Here is a 26314-nt window from a genome sequence, read left to right on the forward strand (position 1 = left end):
TAAAGCCTTTCTCCTGTGGTATTGAAAAAAGGAAAAAGGAGGATACGTTATGGCACACAAAACTGCAGGACAAGTAATGACAGAGCTGCTTGAGCAATGGGGAGTTGATCATGTATACGGCATCCCCGGAGACAGTATAAATGAGTTTATTGAAGAATTAAGACACGAAAGAAATCAACTGAAGTTCATTCAAACCCGCCACGAAGAGGTAGCGGCACTGGCAGCCGCGGCTGAAGCAAAACTCACCGGCAAGATCGGAGTCTGTCTGTCAATCGCAGGGCCGGGAGCGGTACACTTATTAAATGGTTTATATGATGCAAAAGCGGACGGCGCCCCTGTGCTGGCGATTGCAGGACAGGTTTCTTCTGGCGAAGTCGGACGGGACTATTTCCAGGAGATTAAGCTGGAGCAAATGTTTGAGGACGTGGCTGTGTTCAACAGAGAGGTACATAGCGCAGAATCACTTCCGGATCTCTTAAATCAGGCGATCAGGACCGCCTACAGCAAAAAAGGCGTTGCGGTATTGAGCGTGTCAGATGATTTGTTTGCGGAGAAAATCAAACGGGAGCCCGTGTATACTTCACCAGTGTATATTGACGGGAACCTTGAACCGAAAAAAGAACAGCTCGTCACCTGCGCCCAATATATTAATAACGCTAAGAAGCCGATTATCCTGGCAGGGCAGGGAATGAAAAAGGCGAAACAGGAGCTCTTAGAATTTGCGGACAAAGCCGCCGCTCCGATCGTTGTTACACTCCCGGCAAAGGGTGTTGTTCCCGATAAGCATCCGCATTTTCTCGGCAACCTCGGGCAGATCGGAACAAAGCCGGCTTACGAGGCAATGGAGGAATGTGATTTATTAATCATGCTCGGAACGTCATTCCCGTACCGTGATTATTTGCCAGATGACACGCCGGCGATACAGCTCGATTCAGACCCGGCAAAAATCGGAAAACGGTATCCGGTGACAGCGGGCCTTGTCTGCGATTCGGCTCTCGGCCTGCGCGAATTGACAGAGTATATTGAACGCAAGGAAGACAGAAGATTCCTGAATGCCTGCACAGAACATATGCAGCATTGGTGGAACGAAATTGAAAAAGATGAGACAGAGGCCACAACACCGCTTAAACCTCAGCAGGTCGTGGCCCGTCTTCAGGAAGCGGCAGCCGATGATGCGGTGCTCTCTGTAGATGTCGGCACTGTGACAGTCTGGATGGCGCGCCATTTCAAAATGAACGCGAACCAGGATTTCATCGTTTCCAGCTGGCTTGCGACAATGGGTTGCGGCCTGCCGGGAGCGATCGCAGCAAGCTTGTCCGAACCGGAACGCCAGGCGATCGCCGTCTGCGGTGATGGGGGATTTTCCATGGTCATGCAGGACCTTCCGACCGCCGTCAAATATAAGCTCCCGATCACAGTCGTCATTTTAAACAACGAAAATCTCGGCATGATTGAGTACGAGCAGCAGGTCAAAGGCAATATCGACTATGTCACAAAACTTCAAAATGTCAACTATGCCGCATTTGCAGAAAGCTGCGGAGCAAAGGGCATCAAAGTGACCAAAGCGGAAGAGCTTGCGCCGGCTTTCCATGAGGCGCTGCACTCTGACCAACCTGTCGTTGTGGATGTCATGATTGGAAACGAACCGCCGCTGCCTGGCAAAATCACCTACGGGCAGGCGAAAGGCTTTAGCAAATACATGCTGAAAAACTTCTTCGAAAACCAAAAATTTGAAATGCCGTCACTGAAGAAAAGTTTGAAACGGTTATTTTAGTGAATATAACTAAGGGTTATTGGGATAACTCCCAATAACCCTTTTAATTAAATTAAAAAACCTATTTTTAGATTTAAATGTCGACTCATAGGATCATAGATGTATTGTAAGAAAGTGTTTACATATAAAAAAATGATATGTTATTATGTCCTTGTATTTCCATTTTTTTAAAAAGGAGGAACTATAAGGATAAGTGTTTCGGTCGATAAAAATAAGTATAAGGGGAATTAGATTATGAAAAAAAAGTTATTTAGTACAATTTCAATAGGGGTATTAGGAGTAACATTTTTTGCGAATTCTTATACAACGCAAGCTGCACCAGAGCATATTAAACAGGTAAAACATATTGAATTAAATACTGGTGAAGATGAATACACAACAAAAAATGCATTTGCTGCTGGAGTTGCTGCCGGTATTGTTAGTGCAGCAGTTTATGATGGCATTAAAGCCGCTGGAAATTGGTTGGGAAAACAAGCAAACAAAGCTAATGCACAATCTATATATAGTGCAGCTCCTGCTAGAAAATATGCATGTTATATAGTGAATCCTCAAGATCACAAGGATATTGATATTTCAGAAGTTGCGGAATTTGGTAGGTAAAAAGGAAGGGGCCTCCCTTCCTTTTCAAATGGAGGTTGTATAATTTGAAGACAAAGAGGAAATATAATTTACTTGTTTTGTTCCTTTCTTTATTAGTAGTATTCCATACAATAATAATGATAATGTATAACTTGCCGTTAAATCCTGTTAACTTTAAGCATGAGAAATTAATTTCAACGTATATGAATCCATTATTTACTCAAAACTGGCAATTATTTGCCCCAGATCCGGTAAGCACAAATAACAATATTATCTGCAGGGGGGTCTTTACAAATAATAAAGGACAAAAAGAATATACTGAGTGGATAGATATTACAGAAAGTTATAATGCAGATATTAAAAACAATTTATTTTCACCAAACAGATTAATGAAAACTGCGCTTTCTGGTGCTGTCTTTGAGGTTCAACCGTATCTAAAGCTGAATGATAAAAAGAAGAATAAACAATTAATTGAGAACGAGTACATCCAAATTATATCTAGTATAGCTGTGAAAAAAATAGAGAGAAGTAAGAAAGTAAAATTAGAATCATTAGATGTTAAGTTGTCTATAGAATCGTTTCCTGAGTATGGAAAGAAGGGGAAGTCAAAATTTAATGTACAGCAGTTCCCCCATATCAATTTACTAACAAAGGAATGAGATTTAATTTGAAAATTATTTTAAATAAGTTCAGAAATTTTAATCATTTAATGTCAAATAAAATGCATTATTTAATAGGTTCAAGCATCTTAAGGATATTTATTGGATTACATATTATGTTTACTTATTTAATTCACTTTGCTCAAAGGAATGAAATATGGGGACCTAATGCTTTTTATTCATTTGAAAAATGCTTTGAAGCTTATGGTTTTACTTCTCTATATCTTTTTAGTGACTCACAGTTATATTTTGAGTTTATTTTTATAAGTGGAATAGTCATTAATACTCTGTATATATTAGGGTATAAAATGAGAATAGTCAGCATCATAAATTTTATTTGGGTTTGGTCTTTATATCAAAGGAATCCTTATATACATGACGGTGGTAATAATATTCTTATTCTTATTATGTTGTATCTTATTTTTGCATCCTTAGGTGAGTTTTTTACTATTCATACTGAATCCCGTTCGAAAGAAAAGTCTAAAGTTACTATTATTATTCACAATTTCTCAGTGATGATTTCAATGATTCAAGTGTCTTTACTTTATTTTTTTGCGGGCTTTAACAAAGCGCAAGGAAAAATGTGGACCCATGGGACCGCACTTTACTATATACTACAGGTTGATGAATATAGTATAAACAAAGGGTTTACAAATCTCGTTATTGATAATCCTTATCTTCTAGTATTAGGAACATACTCAGCATTGTTTCTCCAGCTAATGTTTCCAATATTAGTTTGGAATAGGTATTTTAAAATTCCCCTGCTTATAGGTTCAATTCTTTTTCATTTATCTATAATTATATTTATGGGTCTTCTTCAATTTGGTGTTATAATGATAGCCCTTGATTTATTGTTTATAACGGATACGGAGTATAGGAAATTGTACAAGTTTTTATCACGAATTTATGATAAGTTTAAACTGAAGTTTAGGAATATTTTCAACCAAAAGTTAAGAAATCCCACCATTTAAAATATCGTTTAAATGTTAATGTCAGACTGTTATAATTATTATGTCTTTTCAATCCAATTTAGGGGGAAGGGGTTTTATGTTTGATTACATTAAGATTATTATTTATTTAATCGGATCAATTGGAATGATCTACGCTTGTTATCACGATTATAACTATGCAAAAAAAGGACAAAATGACAAGTGCATATTTTTCAAAAATAAACGATTAAGTGGAGTAGTGCTATTCTGTTATTTGTTTTTATTTTTAGCTAATCTTAAGGACTTCTTGTTTTTGTTAATTAACACGAAATAAATACAATTGTATAGTTAAAAGACTGTCGATGTGAGTCGGCAGTCTTAATTTTACCTAGTCAATTATTTTTGTCCTTGTATGTTTATTCTTATCAAATCTTACAGAACTCTTCTCATAATAGGGTTATTTCTCTTTTTTCTTCAGCCCGAAGAAGAAAGGAAAAGCAGAACCGACCAAGAAGGTGCCGAATAAAAACATGCCGCCGATAAACACGTGGAAATTTGTGTGTCCGGCCGTAAACGCCGTGATTAGGGAAATGATACTGAGCACGATCATGGCAATGCCGGGCGCGACTCTCATTTTTCCCTTGGATTTATGGGCAGCAACAGAACATAAAATGCCGATAACAATAGGAACAATCCACAAATAAAACAGAATAAATACTGACATCATCAAAACTCCGATTTTTCTTCTATCATAACAAATTTCTGTCAAAAAGGGTATCAATGAGCTTTTGCGAAAAAATAAAAACCGGCTTTAGAAGCCGGTTTTTTTATCGAAACGTATCTACAATTAAAAACACATTCAAAGCGACGATCAATACAGCAATCAGCCAAGACACCACTGTGACCCATTTGGCGTTGATTAGAGATCCCATGATCCGTTTATTGCTTGTAAACATAATAAGCGGAATGAGGGCAAAGGCGATCCCGAAGGACAGCACGACTTGGCTCAGTACGAGAGCGGTCGTCGGATTAACGCCTGACGCGATGATCAAGATCGGCGGAATGATCGTGATAAAACGCCGTACATACAGCGGAATGCGGTAGTTGATAAATCCTTGCATAATCACGTCGCCTGAAAGTGTGCCGACAGACGAACTGGATAGACCGGCAACGAGCAGCCCGATCCCGAATAAAGCCGCAGACATAGGGCTGACAAGATGTCCGAATTGCTGAAATGCGACGTCGAGATCCTCAACAAACAGGCCGTTTTTGAAGAATAATGCGGCAGCCACAATCAGCATACTTGCATTAATAGCCCCTGCAATCAGCATCGCTATTAAAATATCAATAAATTCAAACCTAAAGATTTTTTTCCGTTCAGCATCAGTTTTGCCAACCACCCGCCGCTGTGTAAGGGCAGAGTGTAAATAAATGGCGTGCGGCATAACAGTTGCGCCAAGAATACCCGCTGCAAGAAGCACACTGTCAGTGCCATGAAACGCCGGGACAAAAAGGCCCTTCATCACTGACACGGCATCAGGCTTTGCGAAAAAGGTCTGCAGCGCAAAGGCGATCACGACCACAAACAGCATACCGGCAATACCGGCTTCAAGTGAGCGATAACCGCGGCGCTGAAGCTCCAATATCGCGAAAGAACCGATCGCAGCTATAATAGACGCTTCAAGCATCGGAATGCCGAACAGCAAATACAGTCCCAGAGCCGCTCCGATAAATTCCGCCAGATCAGTTGCGATAATGACCAGCTCGCCCTGAATCCATAATCCGATCGAAACAGGCTTCGGGAATTCTTCACGGGCAACCTCAGGCAGATTTTTGCCTGTCGCAATACCGAGTTTGGCGGATAGGGATTGAATTAAAAGCGCCATGATATTAGAAAATAAGATCACCCATAAGAGCATATATCCGTATTTAGAACCCGCCGAAATATTCGTTGCGAAGTTGCCGGGATCAATATAGGCAATGGCTGCTATAAATGCAGGGCCGAGAAAAGGGAGCAGCCCTCTGAATCCTCTGATTTTCCCGTCAAGCGCATCTTGGACGGCTTTGGAACGGGGAGATTGTGCTGTGATGTCCTTGTTCATCATGTCTCACCTGAATTCTGTTTGTTTTTGCCGTACAACAAAGAGTTTCCTTAAGGCAAATTATTTTATCTACATCATATGACCATCCCGGTTTCTTGTCAACCGAAAATGTTCAAAATACACTTCTGAATTTTTCCCTGTTATGTAACATGATATGTAGGGATTCGGGATAAGGTCCCATATAAAAAGACATCGTTTCAGTTCGAAACGATGCCTTCTGTATCTAATGAGTCTAGGCTTCCTTCCGCAGCCCGCGGAATATAAGGCCCAGCAAGAATACGAAGATGGCTGCCCCGATGATGGCCGGGAAAATAGCAAAGCCGGCGAGGCTCGGTCCCCATGTGCCAAGAAGTCCGTGCCCAATCCAAGCGCCGATCAGCCCGGCAATCATAGAGCCGAAAATTCCTCCCGGCAGCCGGTTTCCTACAATGGCGCTCCCAATTAATCCGATAACAATAGCAACAACTAATGAAACCAAAAAGCTAAGCATCATGATCACCTCTCATAAATGATTTACCAATCAATAACCGCTCCTGATCATTTCGAAACACTTAAAAGCATATTCCTTTATGATCCTGTTTTAATCTTTCTCTGCACACTGCCGTCAGCTAAATGAACAATGACCTCAGTGCCTTTATGCGCCGCGATTTCCTTTGCCCGTTCAATCGCTTCTTTCTTTGTATCCTTGATTTCAGACACACGTTTGGCGCCCTCGGCTTTGACTGCCCAGCCTTTTTTATGCTTAATAACATGCTCTGGTTTATTCATGAGCTCGGGGCCGCTGCCGCTGCTTGGATCAGCATCGCGTTCTGTCTCATCATCATGCGTCAGGAAATCATCAATTTCATCTGTAGAGGCGTTTTCCGCCCATTCCTTCGCTTTGCTTGTCGCAATTGGAATCGCGCGCCCTTCCCCATAGCCTTCATCAATCATCGCATTTGCAATGTCTATCGCCTTTTTTCTCACCGGCTTCTCAAGATTTTTTAATGAAGCAGGATAATCCTTCATCGACCAAGGCATGTCCATCACTCCTTTTCCTTTTATAAAAATGGTACCCGCAGGTGAAAAATAAAAACGCATCCGAAAAAATGAAGGTATACTATATAGTAGAAAAAACGGAAGGGAAGTGCGGGTTGGGTGACAACGGAACGAAAAGAAGACTTACATCAGCAATTAAAAGAGATAGAGAAATGGGAAAAAGATCAGCAAAAAATCTGGTTTTGGGAAAAGCTCAGCCGTCTCCCGTTTCAGCTGCTGGACAAGCTGACACCGGAATTCATCCAGAAAAAGATCGGCAAGCTCTTGGATGAGGTCGGCAGCTTTGTTCAAACAGGCGGACAGTACCTGACATCTGAAAAACAGATTATCAGGATGTTTCAAAAGAAACTGCCGGAGGAGATCTTTGAATCACTGGAGGACATCCGGAAAGCGCCTCTTCCTGTCATGGATGAAATTGCGGAAGGAATGGGCAAAAACAGAACCAACGCAGCAACCGTTCAAGGCGCGACAACCGGTGTGGGCGGCGTGTTTACGCTGGCGGCAGACATTCCGGCAGTGCTTGGCTTATCACTAAAAACATTACAGGATATCGCAGTCGCATACGGCTATGATCCAAAGGAGAAAAAAGAACGCGTCTTCATTGTGAAATGTCTGCAGCTGACGTCGGCTGATGTTGTCGGCAAAAGATCGATTTTGCAGGAATTAAAACACTACGATCAAGACCGTACATATAAGAATGTCGCTTCTCAAATCCAAGGCTGGCGAGAAGTCGTTTTGGGCTATCGAGACACGTTTGGCTGGAAAAAACTTTTCCAGATGGTGCCGGTTGCCGGAATGGTTTTTGGCGCCGCTGCCAATCGCTCAACATTAAACGACATTACCGAGACAGGCATGATGCTGTACAAAAAGAGGCGCATTCTTGAACGACTGAAAGAAACAGAACGAGAGATGGAATAGCAGAAAGCAGACGGACACCGCGATCCGCCTGCTTTTTTTAGTGGAAACATACCCAATGTGTTTTGTTTGTTTAAAAGAATTGTGAGCGGGAATACAACAACCAACACCAATTAAAGGAGGAATTCAAAATGGCAGACGATAACAAAATGAGCAGAGAAGAAGCAGGTAGAAAAGGCGGAGAAACAACAAGCAAGAACCATGACAAAGAATTCTATCAAGAGATTGGGAAAAAAGGCGGAGAAGCCACAAGCAAAAACCATGACAAAGAATTTTATCAAGAAATCGGTGAAAAAGGCGGAGAAGCCACTAGCGAAAATCATGACAAAGAGTTCTATCAAGAAATCGGCGAAAAAGGCGGAGAAGCCACTAGCGAAAATCATGATAAAGAATTCTATCAAGATATCGGCCGTAAAGGCGGAGAGGCTACAAGCAAAAATCATGATAAAGAATTCTACCAAGAAATTGGCTCAAAAGGCGGAAACGCCCGCAACAACGACTAATCAAAAGCATAAAGGCAGACAACCTGTAAATAAAAAAGCGATCCGGCACATCAGCTGGATCGCTTTTTTTTGGAATCTTCTCAATTTATGCCACTATTGCGATACAATAAGTGAAAAAGGGGTTTTCGCTAATGTCCAAGATGCAAAACTTGCTCGCCATCGCAAATGAAGTCAAAGAAAAGCACGCCAATTTTTCAATCTCAGAGGTCAACGACCACTGCGTGCGCCTTGCGGTGTTTACGGGAGAATATGACTGGCACCATCACCCTGACTCAGACGAATTGTTTATTGTTCTTGAAGGGGAGCTGCTGATCGATTTTAAGGACAAAGAAACCGCGGTGCTCAAAGCAAATGACAGCCTGCTGATCCCGAAAGGCACGGTTCACCGCACACGCTCTTACGTCAGAACGGTGAATCTCTGTGTCGAGCATCAACAAGCCAAAACCGTCATCATAGAGGAGTAGCCATGCTAATCAAAAAGATGATATGTAAAGTAGACGCTGCAAACGCTGAAGCATTTGCAAAAGCGCAGTCACAGTGGGGAGCATTATCGCATATAAGCGGCTTTATCAAACAGGCCGGCGGCTGGCGAAAAACGATAGACGAGCCGCTCACCGCAGAAATCATCAGTGTATGGGAAAACAGAGCAGCCTATGATCATTTTATGGAGAACGAACATGACAGCATATACGAGGAAAACGATCAGAAGGCTGTAATTCTTTCGATAGAGGTGACGGTGTACGAAGAGGATAAACCGTTCGTTCACGATCTGTTACATAACCCTGATATCCGGTACGAACCAGACTGGACGGTTCTGAAGGCATAATCAAAGCCCAAAACATCATGTTTTGGGCTTGTCTCTTTACTCGCGTCCCGGAAGTGTATTATGAACAAAAGGCGGTGCTGGTTTTAACTCCGGTTTTTCTCCAAACGTTTTTGCTTCTTTCACATATTCAAAGGCTTCTCCGTCCGGCGCTTTTTCATTCAGCCAGTTTTGCTCGGCGCTTTCTTCGCCTTCAGAGAAATTGATAAGCTGATGTGAGAACTCTTGTTTTTCGAGCGCTTTCGGGAATGTACCCGGCACAACCGGACCTTCCTGTGCTTCTAATTCTTTAATGGCGGCAAGCCATTGATTTTGGTGCATCGTGTCACGCGCCAGCAGGAAGCTGAGCATATCTTTGACGCCTTTGTCATCCGTCATTTCAAACAGGCGTGCGACCTGCAGACGGCCCTGAGATTCCGCATTCAGGTTGGCGCGGAAGTCTGCCAGCAGGTTTCCGCTTGCTACGATATAACCGCCGCTCCAAGGTACGCCTGTACTGCTTTCCGGCATGGCGCCAAGTCCTGATACAATCGCATGGTGAGGGTTCATGCCGCCCAGGATGGAGCCGATGACCGGATCTTCAGCAGCTTTTTCCTGCTGATCAAGAGGGGCATCCTCAAGAAGCCTGGCAATCATCGTTGCGATCATTTCAACATGCCCGAGCTCCTCAGTTGCCGTATCCATCAGCAAGTCCTTGTATTTTTCATTTCCTCTTGTGTTCCAGCCTTGAAATAAGTACTGCATGGCAACTGAAATTTCTCCGAATTGCCCGCCTAAAATTTCTTGCATTTTTTTAGCGAATAATGGATCTGGACGATCTGGTTTAGCAGGATGCTGCAGCATTTTTGTGTGCTTAAACATGTACCCATCTCCTTTTTCGATTATCTCTTTTTATATTTCCTCTCGATAGAAAGATAAACGAAAAACAGCGTATCGAGATGGGAACTATGAATCTTTTCGCAGCTCCAACAGTTCCCGGATCAGCTCCCGGCCAAAGATGGGCTCATACTGCCGGTAAACAGGGTCAAGACGCTTCATCCATTCTTGTTTCTCTTTATCTGACAGCTCATAAATATGTATTGCAGAATTCTTTTTGATTTCTTCCAGCTGCTCCTTGTTCATTTGTTCGGCATACGTTTCATTCCACTCCGTCGTTTCCTTCATCGCTTCAGTCAAAATGTGTCTTGTTTCTGGTGTTTGCGCCTTCCAGAAGTGTTCATCAGTCATGACAGCGTAGCCGAGGTAACCGTGGCTGCTTATTGTCAAATAGTCCTGAACATTATAAAATTTTTTAGAATAGATGTTTGAAATTGTATTTTCTTCGCCATCGACTACATTGTTTTCTAACAGCTGAAAGGTAGAATTGAAGGATTCCTGATGAGGTGTTGCGCCAAGCAGCTTGAACTGATTCTCAATCACATCGCTTTGCATAATGCGCAGATCCTGCCCTTTTAAATCATCAGGTGTTTTGACCGGCCCTTGATTTGTTGTGATTTGCTTAAAGCCGTTCGTCCAATAGGCCAGTCCTTTTAATTGGTTTTTCTTTAGAGAATCAAACAGCTGTGTGCCGATGCTTCCGTTCAGCCCTTTTTTGACGGCGTTGTAATCTGTAAATGCATACGGCAGATCCAGCACTCCCCATTCAGGCGAGAGCATGCCGAGCTTCGATGTGGAGGGGGCGATAAATTGAACATCGCCGTTTTGCAATGCTTCAATTTCTTCAATGTCCGAGTACAGGCTTCCATTCGGAAATACTTCTATTTTTATTTTCCCGCCTGATTTTTCGTTCACCAGATCAGCGAATTTATTGGCGGCCAGCCCTTTTGGCGTATTTTCAGCAACCACGTGGCTGAATTTAAACACGATTTGATCTTGCAGGCCTTCCTGGTCGTCATCATAAACAATCTCTTTATTGCCGGTATGATCATGGAATCCGATAAATAAAGCGGTTGCAATTCCAGCGATCATCAGTGTGAGACATGCAAGCAAACTCTTCATGAAAAGCCCTCCCCTATGTTAAGGATAATGGGGGCAATCACATTCGTAAAGACCTGAAAGGAGAAGCTGATGAACAAAAAGAAGCTCTCAATCCGTTGGAAAATCACGATCTTATCCTATATACTCGTCATTTTCTCCTTTTTGATCGGCGGCATTGTGCTCATCGGCAACATTCAGCATACAGAGGAGCGGGAGCTGAAAAAGCGGCTGATGAATACGGCCCGGACAGTGTCAGAGATGACAGAAGTGAAAGAAGCCTTGGCGCGAAAAAAACAAACAGAAGCTGTTCGCCATGCGGTTGAAGAAATCAGGATGATTAATGAAGCAGACTATATTGTCGTCATGGATATGAATCACATCCGATATACGCATCCTGTCAGCACAAGCATCGGAAAGAAATCAGAAGGTGCAGACGAGGAGGCAGCGTTTGCGGAGCACATTTATTTCTCTGAAGCAAAGGGTGAGATCGGCACGGCGGTTCGCGCTTTTTATCCGGTTAAGGATCAAGACCTGAACCAAATAGGCGTGGTGCTTGTCGGAAAAACGCTGCCGGGGATCGCTGACATCCTGCTTCATTTAAAGCGTGATATCGCATTCATCGTTGTGCTGACACTCGGCTTCGGCCTTGCTGGTTCCTTTTTGCTGGCCCGCCATATCAAAAAACAAATGTTTCAGCTTGAACCCCATGAGATTGTCCGAATGTATGAAGAACGGACAGCGACGTTTCACTCGATGAATGAAGGGGTGATCGCCATTGACAATCGTCTCATCATTACGATTTTTAATGAAAAAGCGAAACAGATCTTTGAAGTGCAGGGGGATCTGATCGGCAAGGTGATTTGGGAGGTTCTCAAGGATTCGCGCCTGCCCGAAATCGTGGAGCGGAACAAAGCGGTTTATAATGAAGAAATTCGTGTCAGCGGAAAAGTCATCATGAGCAGCAGAATTCCGATCGTCATGAAGAAAAAAGTGATCGGCGCCGTTGCGATTTTTCAGGACAGAACGGAAGCGGCCAAGATGGCAGAGGAATTGACTGGTGTCAGAAACTTTGTGGAGGCGCTCCGTGTCCAAAACCATGAGCATATGAATAAGCTGCACACGATCGCCGGTCTCATCCAGCTGGGGAAATCTGAAAAAGCCTTGCAGCTTGCATTCCAGGCGTCAACTGAGCAGGAAAATGTGACTGAATTTCTGCACCGCTCGATTCAAAATGACGCTGCGGCAGGCCTTCTATTAAGTAAAATCAGAAGGGGAAGAGAGCTCGGCATTGCTGTTCATATAGATGAAAACAGCAGTCTTCAGCAATTTCCCGAGCATGTTGATCAGCATGATATCGTCGTGCTTTTGGGGAATCTGATTGAAAATGCCTTCGGCTCATTTGAAACCGTTCAATCTGAAGACAAAAGAATTGACATTAGTATCGAACAAACAGATGATATCCTTGCTATTTTAATAGAAGATAACGGCTGCGGAATTGATCCGGCACATATGCCTCGCCTTTACGACAAAGGTTTTACGGTCAATAAAACTGGCGGCACAGGCTATGGCTTGTATCTAGTGAAACAAATCATAGACAAAGGATCGGGCACGATAGAAGTTGATTCACATGCGGGGCAGGGGACATCTTTTTCTATCGTTTTTCCAATGAAGGGGGAGGAAGCACAGTATGGCTCGTAAAGAATGGAAGGTTCTGCTCATTGAAGACGATCCGATGGTTCAAGAGGTCAATAAGGATTTTATTACAACCGTTAAAGGCGTTACTGTCTGTGCAACGGCAGGAAACGGAGAGGAAGGCATGAAGCTGATTAAAGAAGAACAGCCGGATCTCGTCATTCTCGATGTGTACATGCCGAAAAAAGACGGCATCAAGACCTTGCAGGAGATCAGAAAGCAAAAGCTTGAAGTGGATGTCATTGTCGTCTCCGCTGCAAAAGACAAGGAAACGATCTCACTCATGCTGCAAAACGGGGCGGTTGACTATATCTTAAAGCCGTTTAAGCTTGAGCGAATGAGACAGGCGCTCGAAAAGTACAAGCAATATAAACAAAAAATCGAAGCGAATGATACGCTCTCCCAGGAACAGCTCGATGCGATCCTGAATATTCCGCAGCAGGCCGTACAGGATCTGCCGAAAGGGTTGAATCACTTCACGATGAATGAAGTCACTGCTTTTTTGAAACAGCAAACCGCATCCCTTTCTGCTGAAGAGGTTGCCAAGGCGCTCGGCATCGCCAGAGTGACAGCCAGACGATATCTTGATTACTTAGAAAAAACCGGGGCCATCAAATTGGACGTTCAATACGGAGGAGTCGGCCGGCCGGTCAACCGCTACGTGTTAAAAGGATAAACCTGAGACCAAAAAGACCAAAATGTCCGTTATGATCATAAACTTCCCCAGACGTTATGAAAACGCTATCATTCTAGTAAGAAAGACACAAAAGGCGAATAGGACAGGGGGATGAAGGATATGAAACTGTTTAAAAATTTAACAGTTCAAGTCATAACCGCGGTCATCATCGGGGTCATTGTCGGGCTGGTCTGGCCGGATGTCGGCAAAGAAATGAAACCGCTTGGCGATACATTTATCAACGCTGTTAAAATGGTGATCGCACCAATTATTTTCTTCACAATCGTTCTCGGGATTGCAAAAATGGGCGATATGAAGAAGGTTGGAAAAGTAGGGGGAAAAGCGTTTATCTATTTCGAGGTTGTCACCACCCTCGCACTCATTATCGGTTTATTTGTCGTCAATATTATGAAGCCGGGTGCGGGTCTTGATTACAGCAAGCTTGAAAAGGGAGATGTATCACAATACACGCAAAATGGCGGTCAGGGAATCGACTGGATTGAATTTGTTACACACATTGTTCCATCCAACATGGTTGATGCCTTCGCAAAAGGGGACATTTTGCAGGTCTTATTCTTTTCTATTCTTTTCGGAGTGGGTCTTGCGGCATTAGGTGAAAAAGGGAAAAGCGTCATTGATTTCTTCGACAAGGTTTCTCATGTTTTTTTCAAAATTATCGGCTACATTATGCGTGCCGCGCCAATCGGGGCATTCGGGGCGATGGCGTATACAATCGGACACTTCGGGCTCGATTCCATCAAACCGCTGGCAAGCTTAATGATGTCTGTTTATATTACGATGTTCCTGTTCGTATTTGTTGCTTTAAATATCATCTGCAAGCTTTACGGATTCAGCCTGTGGAATTACCTTCGCTTCATTAAGGATGAGCTTTTGATCGTGCTTGGCACAAGCTCTTCCGAATCGGTGCTTCCGCGTATGATGGATAAAATGGAGCGCTACGGCTGTTCCAAATCAGTTGTCGGGCTAGTTATTCCGACGGGCTATTCGTTTAACCTCGACGGCACATCCATTTATTTATCAATGGCGACTGTCTTTTTGGCACAGGTGTTTGGAGTAGACCTCAGCATCGGTCAGCAAATTACGATTATCCTCGTTCTGATGCTGACATCGAAGGGAGCGGCAGGTGTGACGGGAAGCGGATTTATCGTCCTTGCCTCAACGCTGTCAGCGCTGCAGGTCATTCCGCTGGAGGGTCTTGCACTCCTGCTCGGGGTCGACCGTTTCATGAGTGAAGGAAGAGCCATTGTGAACCTGATTGGAAACGGAATCGCCACGATCATTGTTGCAAAAAGCGAGAATGAATTTGATGAAGCAAAAAGCGTAGAGGCTGTTGAAGGCATGAAAAAAATGAAAACAGCAGTCTGAAAAAAGAACGGCCCATCCATGGGGCCGTTTTTTTAATTGTTTAAGAATTATTAAGGTAAGGACAGAGACCTCAGCATTTTTTTGTTATATAATTTACAAATGGATACTATATTGAATGAAGGACGTTTGTCCTAACAGGAGTGTATAAATGGCCGCTTTAGTTAAATTTTTTCAGCACCCGGGAGTAAGGCGTTTCTCCATCTTTGTCGTGTTAACTGGTGTGTTATATCTATTTAAGAGCATGATCAACTTAATATTGCTTACCTTCATTTTCACATTTCTAATGGATCGTTTGGAGCTTGTCGTGCGGCAGTTTGTAAGCCAGTTCTTCCGCGTGAGCCAGCGGGTTGTCATTACGTTTCTTTACATGTTGCTGGCTGTGCTGCTTACAGTCGGGGGCTTTGTGTTTTATCCGGTCGTCGCGGCGCAGATCCAGCAGCTGGTAAAGCAGATTAAACATATTGCGTATCATCCTGACAGCATCCCTTTCTTTGATGAGATCACCAGTGTCTTCGGAGATATTAACATCAGTTCATATGTCAAAGAGGGCTTCAATGTAGTGTATACGTATCTGGCCGATATCAGCACATTCGGTTTGCAGGTCGTGATGGCGCTCATTCTCAGCATGTTTTTCTTATTTGAGAAAAAACGGCTTTCTGAATTCATGGCGAAATTTAAAACGAGCAAACTGAGGGTCTTTTATGAGGAAATTGCTTTTTTCGGAAGCAAATTTGCAAGAACGTTCGGCAAGGTGCTCGAGGCTCAATTTATCATTGCGCTCGTCAACTGTATTCTGACGTTTATCGCGCTTTGGATTATGCATTTTCCGCAGCTGTTTGGGCTTTCGATTATGGTGTTCTTCCTTGGATTGATCCCTGTAGCAGGCGTCGTCATTTCCCTGATTCCGCTCAGCATTATCGCCTACAGCACTGGCGGTGGAATGTATGTGCTCTACATTGTCCTTGTCATATTCGCCATTCATGCGATCGAAACATATTTCTTAAATCCGAAGCTGATGTCGGCGAAAACAGAGCTGCCAATCTTTTTCACCTTCACTGTACTCATTTTCTCTGAACACTTTTTTGGCATATGGGGTTTAATTATCGGGATTCCGATCTTTGTGTTTCTCCTTGATATTCTGGATGTCACCAACAAGGAAGATAGGTCTAAAGGACCCCGAGAGAATAGCGATAAAAAGTAGTTTAAAATCGAATAATGAGTGTGCCTCGATCTCCCGGCCTGCCTGTTCAGGGCATGAATTAAGACTCGGAATCGGAGCTTGGCATTGCTTCGCACAGTGGTGAACACAACAGGTGACAATGCCTGTCATCATTACAGAAACTGAAAAGAACAAACAGTCGGAGCAAACGCTCATCATCGGTTTAACCAAACATTTGGAAGCAACAAATGCTATAATACAAACAGTGCCTAATGTTGGGCACTGTTTATTTTTTGTCGAAAAAGGAGGAAGGCTTTATGGCTGAGCCGATTTTACATATTGAAGGCCTCGATAAAAAGATTGGGTCTAAACAGATTTTAAAACAGATCAGCATGGACGTCATGGAGGGTGAAATCATCGGCTTGCTCGGTCCGAATGGTTCCGGAAAAACAACACTCATCCGTATCATCGTCGGGCTGCTGAAACAAAACAGCGGAAACGTGACAATCAGCGGATTCCAGCATGATACAGAGTTTGAAAAAGCGATGGAAGCGGTTGGAGCGATTGTTGAGAACCCTGAGTTCTATCCGTACCTGACAGGCTGGGAAAACCTCAAGCACTTTGCGAATATGCACAAAAAAATAGCGGATGAACGGCTTGATGAAGTGGTGGAACGTGTCGGGCTGACGTCAGCGATTCATGATAAGGTGAAAACCTATTCCCTTGGGATGCGTCAGCGTCTGGGAATCGCCCAGGCAATTCTTCACCGGCCGAAGCTTCTCATTCTAGATGAACCGACAAACGGCCTCGATCCTGCGGGGATGAAGGATTTTCGGGATCATATTAAGGAACTCGCAGAAATGGAAGGAACAGCTGTCCTGTTCGCCACTCATTTATTGCGCGAGGTTGAAGACTTGTGCGACCGTGTCATCATCATTCAAAAAGGTGAGATCAAAGCGGAAGTCAGCTTACAAGGAACTGATCAAACCACAGAAAAAGCGATTATAGAAGTGCAGCCGCAAGAAAAAGCGCTCAATTGGCTGACAGGCAATCAATATCAAGCTGAGAGCCAAGACGGGACGATTGTAGTTGAGGTGGCAAAAGAAAACATACCGGAGCTGAACCGATCACTTGTCGGACAAGATCTGAATGTATTTTCCATTACGCCTTACACGCAGTCACTGGAAGACGAATTTATAAAAGCGACAACAGCTCATCAAGAGGAGGGAGAAGAGCTTGTCTAAATTAATTTGGAATGAACATATGAAACTTTTTAATCGGAAGGTCACTTTGGTTTCCCTTATCCTGATGGCTGTCTTTCAATTCTTCATGGCATTGATCATTAAACGGATTGTCATCAGTGCCGGAACAGATGAAAACTTCATCGGCTATTTATCGTATACACCGAGCCTGAACATTTTGCTGCAGGCTTTAACGATCGTAATTGCAGCAACAATTGTTTCGATGGAATTTGATAAAAAGACGATCAAATTTTTGCTCATTCGTCCGGTTAAACGCCAAAAGGTCTTTTGGTCAAAATTAATCACAGTCGTGATGGTCAGCTTCTATTTGTATCTGGCATACTACATTCTGGCATTATTATTCGGTCTCGTGTTTTTTGGCACATCGGTGACTGCGGAATCAAAGACATTGCTGGTCAACACCTTGGCGCTGATCGGGTCAAACTGGCTTGAAGCCGTAATGATGGGATTATTCGGGCTGCTTTGTTCTGCGCTGTTCCGCAATAGCGCGGTAGCTGTTGTTGTTTCTTTTGTCGTTTTATACGGAGCGAGTACACTTGTTCAGCTCATGAAGTTGTTTGAAAACAAGTGGGGCAGCTTTTTGCTTTTTGCGAACACTGACTTTACGCAATACAGAAGCGGAGAGACAGCGTTGTTTTCAGGCATGACGCCATTGTTTTCAATTGGAATTCTCATCATACATGCCATATTCTTCATCGTTGTTGGCTGGTGGTGCTTCTGTAAACGGGATGTTCGGGTCTAAAGGAAAGGAATGACATTTTTGTGAAAAAGCTCACGTAAATCAATATCAAGTGATATTTTGGTTTATACTAAAGGTACTGACGGAGGTGTCTCGATTGAGGAACTTTATTACCGCTTTACCGATTGTATTGCTGCTTGGATTCTCATTTGTGTCATTCATGTTTCAGTTTGAACATCTTGTTTATTTCAGGCTCGCGCTTGGGTTGTTTTCTCTCGTGGGACTGTACATGATATATAAAATGAAGACGGGCATCCGCTATTTTATCATCTATCTGTATGCCAGCTGGATTGTGTTGGCCGCAGTGACCGCTTTTGAAGAGCCGATTTTCTCAAGCTTTTTCTTTGGCGGCCTGGTGATGACGATGGGTTACCTGACATATATGCTGATTTATCTCGGCATGAAACAAGACCGGGATGCAAATCCTGTGTAATCGCGCTGTTCCCTTGGGGAACGGCGTGTTTTTCTATACTGGGCAAAAGATTAACAGTTGCGGAAAAATGGCAGGAAATCTATAATACATATTAAATTTATCGGAATTAAAACTGGGGGGGCTGCCGGATGTCATTATTTATACAAAACGATCAACAGCGGCAATGGATGGAGAAAATCGGACGGATTGCGGATGAATTTCAGCAAACAGCTGCTGAAGATGACGAGCAGGGACGTTTTCCTGCAGAGAAAATACAAAAACTGCGTGATGCTGGGTATACAGCATTAACATTGCCGGTATCTCATGGCGGAGGGGGCATTTCTGTTTACGATATGCTCCTGTTTCAAGAACGGCTTGCACGGGGAGATGCTCCTGCGGCTCTTAGCATCGGCTGGCATTTGAGTGTAATCGGGGAGCTTGGAGAAGGCAACAGCTGGGATAAAGACGTGTTTGCGTTTGTTGCCAAGGAAGTCCAGGATGGTGCTGTCATTAACAGGGCGGCGACTGAAGCGAAAACCGGAAGCCCGACAAGAGGAGGGCGCCCCGGTACACACGCCGTCAAAAAGGATGGCAAATGGGCAGTGAACGGGAGAAAAACCTTTACGACGATGTCACAAGCACTGGATTATTTTTTAGTAACCGCATGGATTGAGGAAAAACAAACAACAGGCGTGTTTCTCATTCATAAAGATGATCCCGGTTTGTCGATTGAAGAAACGTGGAATATGATGGCGATGCGGGCGACTGGAAGCCATGACCTCGTACTGAACGAAGTCATGCTTGATGAGAATAAGCTGGTGGAACTGCTTCAAGGGCCTCGCGGAGCTAAGCCGAATGGCTGGCTGCTCCATATTCCGGCGATTTATCTTGGTGTTGCTCAAGCTGCTCGTGACTATGCAGTGCAATTTGCATCTGAGTATTCTCCAAACAGCTTGAATGGACCGATCAAGAATGTCCCGGCCGTACAGCAAAGAACAGGCGAGATGGAGCTTGAACTGCTCAATGCCAGACACTTTCTATTCCATATCGCTCAATTGTATGACGATCCGGAGCGGCGTCCACACTTGACCAGCGAGCTCGGTGCGGCGAAACATATCGTCACAAACGCTGCGTTGTCTGTTGTTGATAAAGCGATGAGAATTGTCGGGGCCAAAAGCCTGGAACGAACCAACCCGCTTCAGCGCTATTACCGTGATGTGCGCGCCGGTCTTCACAACCCGCCGATGGATGACGCCGTGATACACAAGCTGGCAGCTGAAGCATTTGAGTCATAAAAAAAGAGCCTTACCGGCTCTTTTTATGTATTGTTTTGCTCCTGCAGATTTTTTTGATGCTTGCTGTCGATCCTGTCATAAATAACGTTCATCAGCTTTGGATTGCCCATAATCGCCTCTTTGTTTTCCTCGATCAGCTGTTGGTAAGTTTTCACTTTACGCTTCGGCATGCTCCGGCGCCCTCCTGACATGTTTGTATTCACTTTCTAACTCCGTCAGCGACAATTCATACAGATGACGCTTTGACTTTTTGTATATACCATTATGTATTAACAGATGAATGAGCTGTTTTTTTCTGATTTCTGCAGACTGAGGTGTCATTGTGTCACCAACCTCCAATCAAACGATATTGATAATCATTATCAATTAACTTCAGTATACAATGTCCGCAATAGCCTGTAAAGATGAAAAGAGTCCTATTCTTGGCCAATTTACAAACATTCAACAAATCGACAAAAAGTTTCCCGGGCAATAATTTGCTGTCGAAATATTCCGCTTCATTGAACGCGTCCTGCTATTTTTCATGTTTTGAACCATACTATGTAATAGAATGGAGGCTGGTATTCAATGGAGCGGACAGAAAATCTGAAAAAGGGAGAAAAAGGGGCGCTCCTCAATATTTTTGCATATGTCATTCTTGCTGTTGTAAAGCTAGTCATCGGGATTCTATATCATTCTGAAGCGCTGAGAGCAGACGGGTTAAATAATGGAACAGATATTGTTGCGTCAGTAGCAGTGCTGATAGGATTGCGGATTTCTCAAAGACCGGCTGACAGCGATCATCCATACGGCCATTATCGGGCTGAAACAATTTCGTCTCTTGTTGCGTCTTTTATTATGATGGCAGTCGGCATTGAAGTGTTAATCGGCGGAGGAAAAGCGATTGCGGGCGGCACAACGGAAACGCCAAATCTTATCGCGGCATGGACGGCGTTAGGCAGTGCTGTGTTTATGTATGGCATCTATTTATATAACAAAAGGCTGGCAGCGTCCATTAAAAGCTCTGCCCTGATGGCAGCGGCAAAGGACAGCAGGTCAGACGCTTTTGTAAGTGCCGGCGCGTTTATCGGTGTTTTTTCGTCCCAGCTGAAGCTGCCGTGGATTGATCCGGTAACGGCTTTTATCATCGGCATCATCATTTGCAAAACTGCTTGGGATATCTTTAAAGACGCTTCACATTCCTTAACAGACGGCTTCCATTTAAAAGATCTTGAGCCTTACAAACAGACCGTCGGCAGGATCGAAAATGTGCATCGCCTAAAGGATGTGAAAGCGAGGTATTTAGGCAGTACAGTTCATATTGAGATGGTCATTACGGTTGATCCGAAGCTTACAGTAGAAGAAGGCCATGGAGTGGCGGATGAAGTAGAAGACAAAATAAAACATGAACACGATGTCACTCATGTTCATGTTCATGTAGAGCCTGACGACATAAAATAAGGCTGTTTAACGAATTAGCTTATATGTTCAGATAAAAATTCAGTCACTTCTTCAGGCGTTTTGGCATTGGCGCTGTGAAGGTGAGCTGTTTTTTCACCGTTTTTGAAGATAAGCAGGCTGGGAATGCCCATTACTTGGTATTTTTCAGCCAGGTCAGGAAGCTCGTCCTTATTCAGCTCATACCAATCGTTTTGGTTGTACTCTTCCAAAATATCGCCGATGAACATATTCATGCGTGTGCAGTCTGGGCACCAATCAGCATAAAACTTTACAATGATTTCTTTATCGGATTGAATCAGTTCATTAAATTGTTCGTTTGTCGTGATTTTTTTCATATGTCACATCTCCTTTTCAATGCCATTTTAATATAAAATAAAAAGGAATTACATACAAATGCATTCAACATCAGCATGCCCAAAAATAATTAGATCATTTTCCGGTGAAAATGATAAGATAGTAAAGATGAATTGTAGTGGGGGGAGTATCCATTGAAAACAAGTCTAGGATTAGTGTACGGAGGAAAGTCGGCAGAACATAATGTTTCCCTGCAGACAGCTCTGGCTGTAATCAAAGCGCTAAATACTGAGAAGTTTGATATACATCCGATTTATATAACAGAAAAAGGCGAATGGGTTAGAGGCGCCCGTTTAACTGAGCCTGTTTCAAACGTGAAAATGCTTCAATTTGAGCAAGGAGGCAGTGCTTTTTCTCCAGTTGCCCTGAACCAGGAGATGTTTCCGCAGGAAGCGTCACAGCAAAATGAAGCCATCGACGTCGTATTCCCGCTCCTCCACGGACCGAACGGAGAAGACGGTACGATCCAGGGAATGCTCGAGCTGTTGAACATTCCTTATGTCGGCAACGGAGTGCTTGCTTCCTCAGCTGGCATGGATAAAGTTGTCATGAAACATTTATTTGCGCAGGCCGGCCTTGCTCAGGCTAAATACGCAGCTTTCCTTAAGAAAGACTGGACTCGTTCTCCGAAAGAAAGCTGTGAGCAGGTTGAACAGGAATTAGGCTACCCTTGCTTCGTAAAACCGGCGAACCTCGGCTCAAGTGTCGGAATCAGCAAATGCCGAAACCGTGAAGAACTGCAAAAAGCGTTTGAGCTTGCTTTCCAATATGATCGCAAAGTCGTCGTTGAAGAAGGAATTAACGGCCGCGAGATTGAGATCGGCGTTCTTGGAAATGACGATCCTAAATGCTCTGTTGTGGGAGAAATCGCACCGAAGACAGATTTCTACGATTACAAAGCGAAATATGAGGATGGAGATACTGATCTAATGATTCCGGCAATTGTGACCGATGAGGAATACGCAACAATCAGTGATATGGCGATCAAGGCGTTTAAAGCGATCGATGGTTCAGGACTCGTCAGAGCGGACTTTTTCCTGACAGCTGACGGCGAAGTTCTGATCAATGAAGTCAACACAATGCCTGGCTTTACACCTTTCAGCATGTTCCCGCTGCTCTGGAAAGAAGCCGGAGTGGAATATGCTGACCTGATTGAACAGCTTGTGGAGCTTGCAAAAGAACGCCACGCTGAAAAACAATTGATTAAGCATACATTCTAATGAAGAAGGACACTGCCGGTAAAAGGGCAGTGTTTTTTCCCGTATATACAAAAGAAAGAGAGGGACCTTACTTGATTAAGCGAACAGTAAAAAACATTGCCGAAATGGTTAAAGGCACACTAACAAATCCGCAATATGAACAAACAGTCATTCATGGAGTGGCAACCGATACAAGAAAACTGGAAAAACATCAGCTCTTCATTCCGCTGAAAGGGGAACGTTTTGACGGCCACACTTTTGTGGAGCAGGCTTTTGAAGCTGGTGTAGCGGCTGTTCTTTGGGATCGGTCAGAACCAAATCCGCCCGAGAATCACGCCGTCATTTTAGTGGACGATACCCTTACCGCACTTCAGCAGCTTGCAAAAGCCTATTTGCAGGAGCTTGGCACGCGTGTCATCGGAGTAACTGGAAGCAATGGCAAAACGACAACAAAAGATATGATTCACGCCGTACTGGGGACCCAGTACCGTGTTCACAAAACAGGAGGAAACTTCAATAATCACATCGGTCTGCCGCTGACGGTTTTAGCGATGCCTGAAAATACGGAGATCGCCGTATTGGAGATGGGAATGAGCGCCAAAGGAGAAATTGACCTCTTGAGCCGACTGGCAAACCCGGATGCGGCAGTGATTACGAATATCGGCGAATCGCATATGCAAGACCTTGGCTCTAGAGAGGGCATCGCGGAGGCGAAGCTTGAAATCATTAACGGGCTTAAAGAAGACGGAGTGCTGATTTATATCGGGGACGAACCGCTTCTTCAAAATGCATACAGCTGCCAGACGAAAACGTACGGGACGGGAGCGCATAATGATTATCAGCTTCAGGATGTCAGCCAGAGTGAGGAAGGAACCCATTTTACAATCAAAGGGATAGAACAAACGTTTTTTATTCCGATACTCGGCAAGCACAATGTGATGAACGCCATGGCTGCGATTGCTGCAGGGGCTTATTTTGGCATCACGCCTGAGGGTGCGGCAAAAGGACTGAGCGGCCTAAAGGTAACCGGGATGAGACTTGAACTCATCAAAACAGACAGCGGCCTTTCGATAATCAATGACGCTTATAATGCGAGCCCGACTTCCATGAAAGCTGCAATTCAATTGACAGAAAGCCTCGAAGGCTACGGCAAAAAAATGCTCGTGCTCGGTGATATGCTTGAACTCGGCGATCTTGAAGAAACGTTCCATAAAGAGTGCGGCGCTGTGATCAGCCCTGAGAAGATCGACCGCGTCTTTACGTACGGAAAACTGGGAGCTTTTATCGCGGAAGGCGCCCTGAAACACTTTGAGAAAGACCGCGTCAGCCATTACACTGAGAAAAAAGATCTCCTCCAAGCTGTGAAGGAAAACGCATCAAAAGGCGATTTGATTTTATTCAAAGCGTCCAGAGGTATGAAGCTTGAAGAAATCGTTAAAGATTTAATAGAGAGCCCGCTTTCATAAGAAAATATTTTGCAAAAAAACGCATATTGCATCATAAAATAACATGATATGCAAACACTAATGTATGCCGGCCGAAAATTATGTATATCTGGCCGGCTGCGGCTATGATACAATATATATAGGTTATTTCGCGATACGAACATATTCGTCCGGACTTTTCATCGTGACCCGAAGTTCTCCGCCGGATTCTTGGGAGCGGATGGAGCAGCAGCCGGCATATTCGAGATGCCGATCTGCTTCTCATCTTATTGAAAAACAAATAGTGTAATGGTAAGATAAAACTTAAAGTAATTCGGGCTTTGTATACGGATGGATCCTGTCCTTCTTGTCTAAAGGGCAGTTTTATAAGTGGTAAATCACGACATTACTGAAACAGCAATTAGAAGGAGTTTGAATAATTTGACTATAACGTTTCAAGATTTTAATTTAAGTTCTGATCTCATGAAAGCAATTAATCGTATGGGATTTGAAGAAGCAACACCGATTCAGGCACAAACGATACCGCTCGGACTTTCAAATAAAGACGTCATTGGACAAGCGCAAACAGGTACAGGTAAAACAGCTGCGTTTGGTATACCCCTTGTTGAAAAAATTAACCCCGAGTCTCCTAATATTCAAGCAATCGTAATCGCGCCAACCCGTGAATTAGCCATTCAAGTATCTGAAGAATTGTATAAAATCGGACAAGATAAACGTGCGAAGGTTCTTCCTATTTACGGCGGACAGGATATTGGACGGCAAATCCGGGCGTTAAAGAAGAATCCGAATATTATTGTCGGAACACCTGGACGTCTTCTTGACCACATCAACCGCCGCACAATTCGTTTAAACAATGTAAATACTGTTGTAATGGATGAAGCGGATGAAATGCTGAACATGGGATTCATTGATGATATTGAATCTATTCTTTCAAACGTGCCAAGCGAGCATCAGACACTTCTGTTCTCTGCAACAATGCCTGCGCCGATCAAACGCATTGCAGAGCGATTCATGACTGAGCCGGAACACGTAAAAGTAAAAGCGAAAGAAATGACGGTTTCTAACATTCAGCAGTTCTATTTGGAAGTGCAAGAACGCAAAAAATTCGATACACTGACTCGCCTTCTTGACATTCAGTCTCCTGAGCTTGCGATCGTATTCGGACGTACAAAACGCCGTGTCGATGAGCTTGCTGAAGCCCTGAACCTTCGCGGATATGCAGCTGAAGGAATTCACGGTGACTTAACGCAGGCGAAACGTATGGTTGCGCTTCGTAAATTTAAAGAAGGCGCAATCGAAGTTCTAGTCGCAACTGATGTTGCCGCTCGCGGACTTGATATCTCAGGTGTTACACACGTATACAACTTCGACGTGCCTCAAGATCCTGAAAGCTACGTTCACCGTATCGGAAGAACGGGCCGTGCAGGAAAAACAGGTATGGCGATGACGTTCATTACACCGCGTGAGAAAAGCATGCTTCGCGCAATTGAACAAACAACAAAACGCAAAATGGACCGCATGAAGGAGCCTACACTTGATGAAGCGTTAGAAGGCCAGCAGCAGGTTACTGTTGAACGTCTTCGCACAACAATCAGTGAAAACAACCTGAACTTCTACATGACAGCGGCAGCTGAGCTGCTTGAAGATCATGATGCAGTAACAGTGGTTGCGGCGGCTATCAAAATGGCTACAAAAGAGCCAGACGACACACCGGTTCGCTTAACAGACGAAGCGCCGATGGTCAGCAAACGCTACAAGAACCAGCGCTCTTCTAAACGCAGAGACGGACAAGGCGGCGGCTACCGCGGCGGAAAAGGGAAAAGCAACAACCGTTCTTCCTATGACAAAAAGCGTTCAAACGATCGCCGTTCTTCAGGTGACAGACGCCAGAAAAAATCTTACTAATTTGATCGATTCAGAGCCCAAAACATGATGTTTTGGGCTTTTTTATGTTCG

The 26314-nt window shown here is 43.9% G+C and carries 29 protein-coding genes; 20 read left to right on the forward strand and 9 right to left on the reverse strand.

What is annotated here, in order from left to right; all coding sequences use genetic code 11:
• The first annotated feature begins 49 nt into the window (after positions 1-49).
• The 4 genes from MHH79_RS02445 to MHH79_RS02460 all read left to right on the forward strand — a co-directional run bounded on the left by MHH79_RS02445 (position 50) and on the right by MHH79_RS02460 (position 3983).
• On the forward strand, positions 50-1774 hold the full coding sequence (locus MHH79_RS02445) for a pyruvate oxidase (protein WP_063336085.1): 1725 nt from the start codon (positions 50-52) through the stop codon (positions 1772-1774).
• A 234-nt stretch (positions 1775-2008) separates the two neighbouring features.
• Entirely contained in the window at positions 2009-2374 is a 366-nt protein-coding gene (locus MHH79_RS02450; protein ID WP_014478873.1) for a hypothetical protein, read from the forward strand.
• Positions 2375-2418: 44 nt separating this feature from the next.
• Positions 2419-3012, forward strand: coding sequence for a DUF5819 family protein (locus MHH79_RS02455; protein ID WP_014478874.1), 594 nt, complete (start codon positions 2419-2421; stop codon positions 3010-3012).
• 8 nt (positions 3013-3020) lie between these two features.
• Complete coding sequence (locus MHH79_RS02460; protein ID WP_063336086.1) at positions 3021-3983, forward strand: hypothetical protein; 963 nt, start codon at positions 3021-3023, stop codon at positions 3981-3983.
• Positions 3984-4398: 415 nt separating this feature from the next.
• Here MHH79_RS02460 and MHH79_RS02465 read toward each other — a convergent pair whose 3' ends face one another.
• The 4 genes from MHH79_RS02465 to MHH79_RS02480 all read right to left on the reverse strand — a co-directional run bounded on the left by MHH79_RS02465 (position 4399) and on the right by MHH79_RS02480 (position 7063).
• Positions 4399-4665 (reverse strand): hypothetical protein, encoded by a 267-nt coding sequence (locus MHH79_RS02465; RefSeq protein WP_009966591.1) that lies wholly within the window; start codon positions 4663-4665, stop codon positions 4399-4401.
• A gap of 103 nt (positions 4666-4768) precedes the next feature.
• Positions 4769-6046: an Nramp family divalent metal transporter gene (locus MHH79_RS02470; RefSeq protein ID WP_032680356.1), complete on the reverse strand. Its 1278-nt coding sequence runs from the start codon at positions 6044-6046 to the stop codon at positions 4769-4771.
• 229 nt (positions 6047-6275) lie between these two features.
• A complete protein-coding gene (locus MHH79_RS02475) occupies positions 6276-6533 on the reverse strand; it encodes a GlsB/YeaQ/YmgE family stress response membrane protein (protein ID WP_003246519.1) in 258 nt (85 codons plus the stop codon).
• 77 nt (positions 6534-6610) lie between these two features.
• Entirely contained in the window at positions 6611-7063 is a 453-nt protein-coding gene (locus MHH79_RS02480; RefSeq protein ID WP_015482821.1) for a DUF2188 domain-containing protein, read from the reverse strand.
• Positions 7064-7180: 117 nt separating this feature from the next.
• On the opposite strand from MHH79_RS02480, the gene MHH79_RS02485 reads away from it, so the two are divergent.
• From MHH79_RS02485 to MHH79_RS02500, 4 genes are all read left to right on the forward strand, one after another.
• A complete protein-coding gene (locus MHH79_RS02485) occupies positions 7181-7999 on the forward strand; it encodes an EcsC family protein (RefSeq protein WP_015382812.1) in 819 nt (272 codons plus the stop codon).
• Between the two features lie 128 nt (positions 8000-8127).
• A complete protein-coding gene (gsiB, locus tag MHH79_RS02490; protein WP_015382813.1) occupies positions 8128-8499 on the forward strand; it encodes a glucose starvation-inducible protein GsiB in 372 nt (123 codons plus the stop codon).
• A 131-nt stretch (positions 8500-8630) separates the two neighbouring features.
• Positions 8631-8963, forward strand: a complete 333-nt coding sequence (locus MHH79_RS02495) for a cupin domain-containing protein (RefSeq protein ID WP_340034973.1) — start codon at positions 8631-8633, stop codon at positions 8961-8963.
• A gap of 2 nt (positions 8964-8965) precedes the next feature.
• Positions 8966-9325, forward strand: a complete 360-nt coding sequence (locus tag MHH79_RS02500; RefSeq protein WP_340034974.1) for a YdbC family protein — start codon at positions 8966-8968, stop codon at positions 9323-9325.
• A gap of 36 nt (positions 9326-9361) precedes the next feature.
• On the opposite strand, the gene MHH79_RS02505 is transcribed toward MHH79_RS02500, so the two are convergent.
• Both MHH79_RS02505 and dctB read right to left on the reverse strand, forming a co-directional pair.
• Complete coding sequence (locus MHH79_RS02505; RefSeq protein ID WP_015715268.1) at positions 9362-10183, reverse strand: manganese catalase family protein; 822 nt, start codon at positions 10181-10183, stop codon at positions 9362-9364.
• 84 nt (positions 10184-10267) lie between these two features.
• Positions 10268-11320, reverse strand: coding sequence for a C4-dicarboxylate TRAP transporter substrate-binding protein DctB (gene dctB, locus MHH79_RS02510; protein WP_100506709.1), 1053 nt, complete (start codon positions 11318-11320; stop codon positions 10268-10270).
• Positions 11321-11389: 69 nt separating this feature from the next.
• Between dctB and dctS the strand changes: the two genes are divergently transcribed.
• The 8 genes from dctS (at position 11390) to MHH79_RS02550 (ending at position 19920) form a co-directional block, all read left to right on the forward strand.
• Positions 11390-12997: a two-component system sensor histidine kinase DctS gene (gene dctS, locus MHH79_RS02515; protein WP_063336090.1), complete on the forward strand. Its 1608-nt coding sequence runs from the start codon at positions 11390-11392 to the stop codon at positions 12995-12997.
• Positions 12987-13667, forward strand: a complete 681-nt coding sequence (gene dctR, locus MHH79_RS02520; RefSeq protein ID WP_015382819.1) for a two-component system response regulator DctR — start codon at positions 12987-12989, stop codon at positions 13665-13667. Before dctS ends, dctR begins: the two co-directional genes overlap by 11 nt.
• A 120-nt stretch (positions 13668-13787) precedes the next feature.
• Positions 13788-15053 carry a C4-dicarboxylate transporter DctP gene (gene dctP / locus MHH79_RS02525; protein ID WP_014475862.1) on the forward strand — a complete coding sequence of 422 codons (1266 nt, stop codon included), beginning with the start codon at positions 13788-13790 and terminating at the stop codon, positions 15051-15053.
• A gap of 148 nt (positions 15054-15201) precedes the next feature.
• Positions 15202-16254, forward strand: a complete 1053-nt coding sequence (locus MHH79_RS02530) for an AI-2E family transporter (protein WP_003246523.1) — start codon at positions 15202-15204, stop codon at positions 16252-16254.
• A 275-nt stretch (positions 16255-16529) separates the two neighbouring features.
• A complete protein-coding gene (locus tag MHH79_RS02535) occupies positions 16530-17456 on the forward strand; it encodes an ABC transporter ATP-binding protein (protein ID WP_309529855.1) in 927 nt (308 codons plus the stop codon).
• Positions 17449-18216, forward strand: coding sequence for an ABC transporter permease (locus MHH79_RS02540; RefSeq protein WP_015482826.1), 768 nt, complete (start codon positions 17449-17451; stop codon positions 18214-18216). The genes MHH79_RS02535 and MHH79_RS02540 overlap by 8 nt, the downstream gene beginning before the upstream one ends.
• 94 nt (positions 18217-18310) lie before the next feature.
• Complete coding sequence (locus MHH79_RS02545) at positions 18311-18646, forward strand: hypothetical protein (RefSeq protein ID WP_003225151.1); 336 nt, start codon at positions 18311-18313, stop codon at positions 18644-18646.
• A 128-nt stretch (positions 18647-18774) separates the two neighbouring features.
• A complete protein-coding gene (locus MHH79_RS02550; protein WP_047182123.1) occupies positions 18775-19920 on the forward strand; it encodes an acyl-CoA dehydrogenase family protein in 1146 nt (381 codons plus the stop codon).
• Between the two features lie 23 nt (positions 19921-19943).
• Here MHH79_RS02550 and fbpB read toward each other — a convergent pair whose 3' ends face one another.
• The gene (gene fbpB, locus MHH79_RS02555) at positions 19944-20123 is read right to left on the reverse strand and encodes a Fur-regulated basic protein FbpB (RefSeq protein WP_309529854.1); all 180 of its coding nucleotides are present in this window, start codon (positions 20121-20123) and stop codon (positions 19944-19946) included.
• Positions 20077-20241: a Fur-regulated basic protein FbpA gene (locus tag MHH79_RS02560; RefSeq protein WP_309529853.1), complete on the reverse strand. Its 165-nt coding sequence runs from the start codon at positions 20239-20241 to the stop codon at positions 20077-20079. The genes fbpB and MHH79_RS02560 overlap by 47 nt, the downstream gene beginning before the upstream one ends.
• 246 nt (positions 20242-20487) lie before the next feature.
• Between MHH79_RS02560 and MHH79_RS02565 the strand changes: the two genes are divergently transcribed.
• Complete coding sequence (locus tag MHH79_RS02565; RefSeq protein WP_014475869.1) at positions 20488-21360, forward strand: cation diffusion facilitator family transporter; 873 nt, start codon at positions 20488-20490, stop codon at positions 21358-21360.
• Between the two features lie 14 nt (positions 21361-21374).
• Here MHH79_RS02565 and MHH79_RS02570 read toward each other — a convergent pair whose 3' ends face one another.
• Entirely contained in the window at positions 21375-21695 is a 321-nt protein-coding gene (locus MHH79_RS02570) for a thioredoxin family protein (protein ID WP_003234326.1), read from the reverse strand.
• Between the two features lie 153 nt (positions 21696-21848).
• Here MHH79_RS02570 and MHH79_RS02575 point away from each other — a divergent pair, with 153 nt between their 5' ends.
• The 3 genes from MHH79_RS02575 (at position 21849) to cshA (ending at position 26263) form a co-directional block, all read left to right on the forward strand.
• A complete protein-coding gene (locus tag MHH79_RS02575) occupies positions 21849-22934 on the forward strand; it encodes a D-alanine--D-alanine ligase (RefSeq protein ID WP_100506712.1) in 1086 nt (361 codons plus the stop codon).
• 71 nt (positions 22935-23005) lie between these two features.
• Positions 23006-24379, forward strand: a complete 1374-nt coding sequence (gene murF / locus MHH79_RS02580; protein WP_340034975.1) for a UDP-N-acetylmuramoyl-tripeptide--D-alanyl-D-alanine ligase — start codon at positions 23006-23008, stop codon at positions 24377-24379.
• Positions 24380-24778: 399 nt separating this feature from the next.
• Positions 24779-26263, forward strand: a complete 1485-nt coding sequence (cshA, locus tag MHH79_RS02585; protein WP_003246685.1) for an ATP-dependent RNA helicase CshA — start codon at positions 24779-24781, stop codon at positions 26261-26263.
• Positions 26264-26314: the final 51 nt, after the last annotated feature.

It is taken from the genome of Bacillus sp. FSL K6-0993, from assembly GCF_037977205.1.
Lineage (GTDB): Bacteria > Bacillota > Bacilli > Bacillales > Bacillaceae > Bacillus > Bacillus subtilis.

Coding starts and splice junctions, on each gene's coding strand:
- dctR (WP_015382819.1), top strand. CDS start 12,987: ATGGCTCGTAAAGAATGGAAGGTTCTGCTCATTGAAGACGATCCGATG.
- MHH79_RS02565 (WP_014475869.1), top strand. CDS start 20,488: ATGGAGCGGACAGAAAATCTGAAAAAGGGAGAAAAAGGGGCGCTCCTC.
- dctB (WP_100506709.1), bottom strand. CDS start 11,320: ATGAAGAGTTTGCTTGCATGTCTCACACTGATGATCGCTGGAATTGCA.
- MHH79_RS02530 (WP_003246523.1), top strand. CDS start 15,202: ATGGCCGCTTTAGTTAAATTTTTTCAGCACCCGGGAGTAAGGCGTTTC.
- MHH79_RS02500 (WP_340034974.1), top strand. CDS start 8,966: ATGCTAATCAAAAAGATGATATGTAAAGTAGACGCTGCAAACGCTGAA.
- MHH79_RS02475 (WP_003246519.1), bottom strand. CDS start 6,533: ATGCTTAGCTTTTTGGTTTCATTAGTTGTTGCTATTGTTATCGGATTA.
- MHH79_RS02550 (WP_047182123.1), top strand. CDS start 18,775: ATGTCATTATTTATACAAAACGATCAACAGCGGCAATGGATGGAGAAA.
- MHH79_RS02570 (WP_003234326.1), bottom strand. CDS start 21,695: ATGAAAAAAATCACGACAAACGAACAATTTAATGAACTGATTCAATCC.
- MHH79_RS02480 (WP_015482821.1), bottom strand. CDS start 7,063: ATGCCTTGGTCGATGAAGGATTATCCTGCTTCATTAAAAAATCTTGAG.
- MHH79_RS02450 (WP_014478873.1), top strand. CDS start 2,009: ATGAAAAAAAAGTTATTTAGTACAATTTCAATAGGGGTATTAGGAGTA.
- MHH79_RS02505 (WP_015715268.1), bottom strand. CDS start 10,183: ATGTTTAAGCACACAAAAATGCTGCAGCATCCTGCTAAACCAGATCGT.
- MHH79_RS02465 (WP_009966591.1), bottom strand. CDS start 4,665: ATGTCAGTATTTATTCTGTTTTATTTGTGGATTGTTCCTATTGTTATC.
- MHH79_RS02470 (WP_032680356.1), bottom strand. CDS start 6,046: ATGATGAACAAGGACATCACAGCACAATCTCCCCGTTCCAAAGCCGTC.
- dctP (WP_014475862.1), top strand. CDS start 13,788: ATGAAACTGTTTAAAAATTTAACAGTTCAAGTCATAACCGCGGTCATC.
- gsiB (WP_015382813.1), top strand. CDS start 8,128: ATGGCAGACGATAACAAAATGAGCAGAGAAGAAGCAGGTAGAAAAGGC.
- MHH79_RS02495 (WP_340034973.1), top strand. CDS start 8,631: ATGTCCAAGATGCAAAACTTGCTCGCCATCGCAAATGAAGTCAAAGAA.
- MHH79_RS02560 (WP_309529853.1), bottom strand. CDS start 20,241: ATGACACCTCAGTCTGCAGAAATCAGAAAAAAACAGCTCATTCATCTG.
- MHH79_RS02535 (WP_309529855.1), top strand. CDS start 16,530: ATGGCTGAGCCGATTTTACATATTGAAGGCCTCGATAAAAAGATTGGG.
- dctS (WP_063336090.1), top strand. CDS start 11,390: ATGAACAAAAAGAAGCTCTCAATCCGTTGGAAAATCACGATCTTATCC.
- MHH79_RS02445 (WP_063336085.1), top strand. CDS start 50: ATGGCACACAAAACTGCAGGACAAGTAATGACAGAGCTGCTTGAGCAA.